This window comes from Myceligenerans halotolerans (assembly GCF_054782975.1).
The window spans coordinates 137,614-145,255 of sequence record NZ_BAAGRL010000012.1 but is presented as its reverse complement, the minus strand read 5'-3'; the positions used below and the strand labels follow the sequence as shown (position 1 = coordinate 145,255).

General features: G+C 73.9%; 4 protein-coding genes and 1 tRNA gene. 2 read left to right on the top strand and 3 right to left on the bottom strand.

The features are described from left to right. Positions 1-90: 90 nt before the first annotated feature. Positions 91-4,104, bottom strand: a complete 4,014-nt coding sequence (locus ACYVK5_RS09800) for a hypothetical protein (protein WP_460704311.1) — start codon at positions 4,102-4,104, stop codon at positions 91-93. A gap of 241 nt (positions 4,105-4,345) precedes the next feature. Here ACYVK5_RS09800 and ACYVK5_RS09795 point away from each other — a divergent pair, with 241 nt between their 5' ends. Then, complete coding sequence (locus tag ACYVK5_RS09795; protein ID WP_460704309.1) at positions 4,346-4,942, top strand: hypothetical protein; 597 nt, start codon at positions 4,346-4,348, stop codon at positions 4,940-4,942. 76 nt (positions 4,943-5,018) lie between these two features. Here the strand turns inward: ACYVK5_RS09795 and ACYVK5_RS09790 are convergent. Further along, positions 5,019-5,091: transfer RNA gene (locus ACYVK5_RS09790), tRNA-Arg, on the bottom strand. 49 nt (positions 5,092-5,140) lie between these two features. Continuing rightward, on the bottom strand, positions 5,141-6,085 hold the full coding sequence (locus ACYVK5_RS09785; RefSeq protein WP_460704307.1) for a L,D-transpeptidase: 945 nt from the start codon (positions 6,083-6,085) through the stop codon (positions 5,141-5,143). A gap of 129 nt (positions 6,086-6,214) precedes the next feature. Here ACYVK5_RS09785 and ACYVK5_RS09780 point away from each other — a divergent pair, with 129 nt between their 5' ends. After that, on the top strand, positions 6,215-7,642 hold the full coding sequence (locus ACYVK5_RS09780; protein ID WP_460704305.1) for a helix-turn-helix domain-containing protein: 1,428 nt from the start codon (positions 6,215-6,217) through the stop codon (positions 7,640-7,642).

The following is a 7,642-nucleotide window of genomic DNA, read 5'->3' as shown; positions in this document are numbered from 1 at the left end:
CGTGAACGGGTCCGCGCGCGGCATCCTGCCGCCGCGGCCCTCCCCAGACCGACCCACAACCCCAGCCCCAAACCCCAAGCCCCAAGCAACTCACCCCTCGACAACCGAGGGCACCACCACAGCTCCCCCACCCCGAACCCGGGCATCCCGCACCCCCATCACGACCCGCCGCACCCGCTCCGCCTCCGCGTCCGGATCCAGGAACGCCGCGGCGGACCACACCTGCGCCACCACCCACCCGAGCTTCTCCAGCCGGTTGGCCAGCTGCCGGTCTCGCACGCGGATCGACGGCTCGGCGATGTAGGCGGCGTCGTCGGTCAGTACGGCGACCAGCAGCTCGCCGGGGACGTCCGGGTGCCCCACCGCGAGCGGGATCCGCTCCCCGTCCCCGATCCCGTAGTCGGTTTCGACGACGAGACCGGCCTTCCAGAGCCGTTCGCCGAGGTCGCCCACGAGCCGGTCCGGTTCGCGGGCGACGTCCACCCCGTTGCCGAGTTCGACGTCGTCGGCCTGGCCGTTCCGGGCGGCCGCGAACGCCAGCACCTCGCGGAGGAGTTTCGGGCCGGGTCCGCGCAACCGCTCCGGGTCGATGTCGGCGCCGGTGAAGCAGGAGACCACGTGCAGACGCCGGCGTGTCGCGCCGAGCGCACCCAGCAGCATCCCGTCGCCGCCTGCCTCGCCGAGCGCGCCGAACCGGTGCAGCACCCGGCCGTGCGGCGTGCGACCGAACCCGAGGGTCAGCACGATCGTGTCGCGCTGCAGGCCGGCCGCGCCGGAGACGTCGGCCACCACCACCGGCTCCGGCCGCTTCCCGGAGAAGAACCGTGCGAGGGCCGGGTTGGAGCGCACCTCGGCCAGCAGCGCCTCGCGGATGCGGTCCGCGTGCGCCGCCGTCACGGTGATGATCCCGAACGTCTCCTCCGGCCGTGTCATCGCGTGCTCGATCGCGAGCTCCACCACGCGATCCACCTCGGCGCGCGTCGACTCGACGGCGCCCGACACCGGATCCGGCATCCCCGTGCCGTCCACGAGCCAGTGGCTCACCAGCGCCTCGGTCCGCGGGACGGGTGCAGGCCGCAGCACGCCGTCGTACCCGTGCTCGGCGAGCAGCGCGGTCAGCGCGGGGTCGCGGCGGCTGGGCTCGGAGGTGAGCGAGACGGCGGGCAGCAGGTCGGACAGTACCCGGACCGCCGTGCCCGACGCCGAGCGCGGGTCCCCCACGACCATCACCTGCCGCCCGCGGGCGATCGCCGGGACCACCACCTCGAGGGGCACGTGCTGGACGGCGTCGAGCACGACGAGGTCCGCGGTGCGCTCCGGCGGCAGCAGGTGGGGCACGAGGGTGGGCGTGGAGATCATCGTGGGGCGCAGTCGCCGGGCCACGGCGCCATGGCCGGCGACCAGGTCACGCACCGACGTCAGCTTCTCCTCGACGAGCTCGGTGTACAGCGCCTCGGCGTCGTCCCGCTCATCGCGCATCGCGCTGCCCAGGTGCGCCCGCACGGCGACGCGCACCGGCCCCGGCAACGCGTCGACGTGCCGTACGTCCAGCTCGCGGAACCGTCCGGCGAGCGCGTCGAGGCCGGCGCCGTCCTGCTCGGCGAGCACGGGTTCGGAGGCGAGGATCTCCTCGAACACCGACGTCCACCACGCCAGATCCAGCTCCGCGCCCACCTGCGCCGGCTCGACGCGCCGGGCGGCGAGGTCGTCGACCAGGTCGCCGAGGCCGGCGCCGCCCGCCCGTAGCAGGATCGCGGTGCGTTCGGGGAGGTTGGTCAGGGCGTCGGCCTCGCCGGCGAGCGCCTCGAGCCGCTGCAGCAGCGCGTTCAGGTCGAGTTCGGCGAGGCCGCCTCCGGCGTGCGACGTGGCGACGGCCGGTTCGAGTGTCTCGATGTCGATCCGTACGGCCTCGTACGTCTCCTCGATGGTCGCGAGTCCCTCGGGCAGGGTGGGCCAGCCGCCGCGGGGGCACTGTTCCTGCCAGACCTCACGCTGTTCGGCGACGTCGAGGAGGGCGGTGTGCATGTCGGGCAGGCGCACGCCGGGGCGGACCATCCCGCGGGCGCGCTTCCTGAGGCGGCGGCGTTCGAACCAGCCCATCTCGATGCCGTGCTCGGCGCGCCAGCGGCTGGAGGCGGTCGCGTGGACGAGGTCCTCGGCGGTCCGTTCGAAGACCATGGGCTGGAAGACGTCGAGCGTGCCGCGCATGCCGGCGAGCATTGCGAGCTGTTCGGCCCACTGGGCGAGGGAGGTGGCCGGGACGAGCCCGGTCACCTGGACGACGTACTCGATCTGTTCGCGCAGCTGAGGCAGCGTGGTGTCGCGCAGGCGGCGGACACGGGTGAGCGCGTCGCGGGCGGCGCGGTCGGTGGTGATCCGGGCGCCGAACCACGGCGACGTGGAGGCCTTCAGGGAGAACGCGCCCAGTTCGGCGGCCCGTGCGAGGTCGCGGGCGTGCTCGGCGCGCTTGTCCTCGGTGAGTGCGAGGACGGTGTCGGGCGACAGTCGCACGGTGGTGGCCGGTGCGGGCTTCTGGGAGGTGAGCCGCGCGAGTGCCTGGAGGGCGTCGTAGGCGCTGATCCGCTGCGTTCCGCGCGCCTCGTGCAGGGCGTCGATGTATCCGGCGAGCTGGGAGCGGGCTCCGATGAGCGCGTCGCGTACGCGGGCGATGGCGTCGGTGTCGACGGCGTCGGCCCCGGCCGTCATCGCGGTCACGAGCCGGTGCGAGACGACCTTGCGCCAGGAGGGGGTCGGTGCGACGTCGAGCAGCAGGCCGTCGAGCCCGAGGGTCTCCAGGCGGGCGATGAGCGCGTCGGCGGCGCGCCGGTGCCCGGGGACGTAGAGCACGGACCGGCCGGACGCGTTGGCCTCCGCGACGACGGCCGCGAGCGTCCCGGCGACGTCGGAGCCCACGGGGGCGTCCACGAACAGGTGGTTGCCGGTGGCCAGGGCGTCCACGACGTGCCGTTGCCGTGGGTCGAGGTCGCCGACGCCGCGTTCCTGCGCGGGGTGGGCGTCGCCGACCCGCGCCTCGGGGAGTTCGAGGGCCCGCAGCGTGTCGATCGCCTCGTCGACGCCTCCGACGGCGGCGACCACCTCGTGGCGTCCCAGTGACGGTGTGAGTTCGTCGAGGTCGTCGACGAGCACCTGGCCGGGGTGCACGAACGTGCCGACGAGGACCCGCTGGTCCAGCGCGAAGTCGCCGAGCACCGCCCCGCCGAGCGACGCGACGCGGTGCAGGACGTCGGTGGGGTCGAAGCCCGCCATGGTGAACGCCGCCTTCGCGAGCGCCGCGGGGTCGAGCAGCGCGCCGTGTGCGCGCAGCGTCCGGGCCACCACCGGGTTGATCTCGGCGGCGGCCTCGAGCGTGATGTCGTAGTCGGCTTCGGTGTCGCCGCGCGGTGTGAGGGTCACGGGCCGCAGCAGCACGGGGGCGCGCACCACGCGGGGCCCGCCGTTGTCTGTGTCCGACGGCAGCGGGCCAGGTGTGGCCGATGACGGTTCCTCGCCCGTGGCCGCCGTCGTCCCCGGGCTTTCCGCGTGGTCGGTGCGGCCGGTGACGCGGGCGAGTGCTTCCATGTCGTCGCCGCGTCCGGGCGCCGAACGCTCGGTCCAGGTCGCGACGCCGAGTGCGAGGTAGGTGGGGGCGACGCCGTAGCGCTGCGCGTGCTCGGCGGAGCGCGCGGCCACGGCCTGTGCCCGACGGCGTGCCGCGGGGAGCGCGCCGGGCTCGCGCACCAGGTTGGACAGGCGGGTGGGCCGCCCGGCGAAGAGTTGCGCGACGCCGGACGGGTGGGCCGCCGACAGGTCGATGACGGCCTCGCCGAGCAGGCCGATGTCCGCGAGCGACGAGCCGCCGGCGAGTTCGACCAGCCCGGCGCGCCAGCCCGCGATCGCCCCGGCGAGCCCGGGGCTGAGGCTCTCGGCGCCGTCGGTGCCGGTGGATGTCGTGTCGTCGCCCGTGAGCTGCGGCATCTCGGCCGCGGCGAGTTCGTCGGCCGGCTCCGCGAGGTCCTCGGCCAGTGCCGCCGTGATCTGGCCGGAGAGCGCGCGGTCCGCCCCGGGGTCCCGGGCGGCTGCGGTCTGGCGTCGTGCGGCGTTCACCCCAGCAAACTAACCGCCGCCCGCCCTGTGCCCGGGGGCGACACACCGGCCGGCGCACCGACCGCGACGTCGGGGCGGGACGTGGCGCGGTTTTCTGCGGCTTTGCGCCCCTCACCGACGGTCGAACGCCTGATTTATGGCCAAAAGGGGGTTCTGGTACATCACATGCGCTCAGGCCTCACCCGTCCGACACTGGCGAACGTGCGGAGAATTCTGCGCCACAGAAAAGGGGACCGTGATCATGGATCGGAAGATCCTTCGCATTCGCATTTCTGTAGCCATGTCGGTGAGCGCCCTGGTGCTCACCGCCGCCGCGTGGGGCCCCGGGCTCGACGGCCCGGGCGGTGACAGGAGCGACGGGCTCCGCGTGCTCGTCGGGCCGGGCGACGGCGCCGACACGAAGTCGGTGCGCGCGGCCGTCCGGGCCTGGTCCAGAGACTCCGGACGGGGAGCGAGCGTGGGGGTGGCGGCCGACATGCCCCGGCAGCTGTCCCAGGAATTCGCGAACGGCAGCCCGCCCGACGTGTTCGCCCTCGGCGCCGACGAGCTCGCGGCCTACGCCACACGGGGATTCCTGCGCCCGTACGGCGACGACCTCCCCCGTGCAGAGCACGTGCACCCGGCGCTCGTCGAGGCGTTCACCGTCGACGGCGCCCTGGTCTGCGCCCCGAAGGATCCGGCCACGGTGCACGACGGCGTGACGCCGTCCGAGGAAGCACAGCCGGGCGCGCCGCCGTTCACGGAGTGCTGGGCGGTCGCCGCCGAGTCGGCCGACCACGAGGCGGCCGTGGACCTGGTGCGGCACCTCAGCGAGTTTTCGCTCCAGAGCGTGGGGTAAGCGGGGGGATCGGCGCGGCGGCCGCGATCCACAAACGCGCTTGACCTGCATTGATGCAGGTCAGAGGCGCTTCTTGTGCGCCTGATTGGATTCGAACCAACGACACCCGCTTTAGGAGAGCGGTGCTCTATCCACTGAGCTACAGGCGCTCGGTCACACAGCGTAGCGTGAAAACGGGGTCGCGCGGGTGAGCCGGCTTCACACGCGGACGACGACCGGCACGCCCGCCGGGAGGTCCTTGACCGCGTCGAAACCCTGGGGCGTGAGCCGGACACAGCCGTTGCTGATCTCCTGCCCCTGCCCGACGCCTACGTGCAGCGCGGTCGCCGCGTAGTTCACGCCCGCGAACGTGTCGAGGGTCTCCGACTGCGCCGACAGGAACAGGCTCAGCCCCGTGTTCGACGCCATGGTCACCGTCATGACCTGCGCCACACCCTGGGGCGTCGGCGTGCTCGGCGCCCCGATACCGGCGGGGATGGTGACCTGCTCGCCGTCGGCATCGACGATCATGGCGCGGTCCGAGAGATCGATGACGATCGACCGGTCCTCCTGCTCGATGCGCACGGTCTCCTTCTGCACCCAGCCGGCCGCGCCGTTCACGGCACCGGGATCGGATGACGGGAGCGCGCCGCGTCCGTAGGGCAGGAGCACCTGGACCCAGTCGCCCTGGGACTTCAGGACCAGCCAGCGCGCGTCGTAGCCATACTGGGTGGCGGTCAGCGCGAGGCGCGGCGTCATCGAGATGTCGGGCTCCGACCAGACCGCCGTGCGGTCCTCCTTCGGGACGGCGACCGTGCCCGGCAGGTCGTCCAGCGTGGCCGCCTGCGACCGCGGCATCTGCGGCATGACCGACTCGATGGTCGGGACCTCGAGCGCTGCCAGATCGAACTCGGCGGGTGTGGGACTCGGCGTGGGCGACGGGCTCGGGGCGGGGCTCGCGGTATCCCGCGGCATCGCCTCGGCCGCCCAGCGCTCGGCCGGATCGTCGCGGAGCATCGTGACGGCTCCGGTCACGGCGACGACGAGCAGCACGGCCACGCCCCCGACGAGCGCCGCGACCCAGCCCCGGCCCAGCCTGGCCGCGGCAGCCTCGGCCGGTCCGGCGGACGGAGCGGTGTCCCACGGTTCCGTAGAAGCGTTCATCCCCTGCCACCTCCGCGACTCATTGTGCCGGAGGATCCGTCACCTGACGTCGCGCGAAAACGGAATGTCATACAAGTCCGATATCTTTCTGCCGCACGTGCTCGAACCCCAGCCCCGAGGAGAAGTCCAGTGCCCCCCACCCCGCAGCAGCTCCGCTCCCGGAAACTGGTGCTGACTGCCGCCGTGTCCGTCGCACTGGTCTCCACAGGTTCGGCCTACCTGGCGATGGTGCAGTTCGGCATCGACGTCCTGGCGATGGATTCCGCCACGGCCTACGCCACCGCCGGCGTCTTCGAGCTGTCCCTCGTCACCGTGGCGCTCCTGGCCCGCGAGGCGGCGAAGGACAACCGCCCCGGCGGCACGCTGCTCACCCTGACCTGGGCGCTCTCGTCCGCCTCCGGGGCGTTCGCCGCCTGGCACGAGATCTTCATCGGCCACACGCTGGGCGCTGCCATCTTCCGGTTCCTGGTCCCCCTACTGGCCGCCCTGATGTGGCATCTGGCCCTGATCGGCGACCGCCATCTGGCCACGGGGATGTCCTGGTCCGGCCTGCGCCAGGCGCGGCGCATGCACGCCCTGTTCCTCACCACGGAGGACCTGTTCCGGGCGCAGAGCCTCCTGGACGGGTCGCGGTCCTCCCGCCGCAGGCTCCTGCGCGCGGAGGCGGCCCGGCGTCATGCCCGGTCGGTCGCGCTGCGCACGGTCCCGCCCACCGAGATGCGCGCGCAGGTCGCCGCCTGGGCCGAGGCGTTGTCCGCCGTCGGCGACGGGACCGCCGACGTGGCGCGGCTGCACGCCGACGACCGGCGTCGGCTCGCCGGCGTCTTCGTCTCCGAGCCCGGCGCGCCGGAGTACGAGCGCCGCGCGGCCGACGCCGTCGTCGCCGAGTTCGCGGCGGCCGAGCCCCGGACCGCCGAGCTCGCCCCCTCCGAGCCCCGCGGCGGCCGCGCGATCGAGAGCGCCTGGACGCCGCCCCACCGCCAGGAACCGGTCGAGGGACCGGCCCAGGCACAGGGCCCGGCGGGGTCCGGCCAGGCCGGCGAGCGGCGTCGGCCTCCTGGCGCGGGTGCCGCCGCGGCGGTCGCCGCGCTGACCGGGGCGGCCCCGCACGCCGCGGGGGTCAGGCCCATCGGCGCACCGTCGCCGCACGATCCGCCGCCCATGCGCCCGCCGACCGGGGCGATCCCGATGGTGCGGCCCTCGACCGGAACGATCCCGGTGGCGACCGTGGCCCGCCCTGCGCCTCCCAGGCCCGCACCGACCGAGCAGCGCCGTCCCGCCGCGCGCGACGACCACCGGACCGAGGTGCGATCCTCCGCGCCGGAGCCGCAGCCGGAGCCCGAGCGGCGCGGCAGGAACTCCGACCGGAACGCCGCACCCGAGCGGCAGCCCGGCACCCGGCTCGACGAGGTCACGGTGAACCGCATCATCGACCTCTTCGCCCAGGGCGCGACCGTGCGGTCCATCGCGAATCAGCTGAAGGTGAGCGAGTCCACCGTCCGCAAGCACCTCAAGAACTTCGAGGCGACGGGCTCCATCCCGGTGGTCCGCACCTGA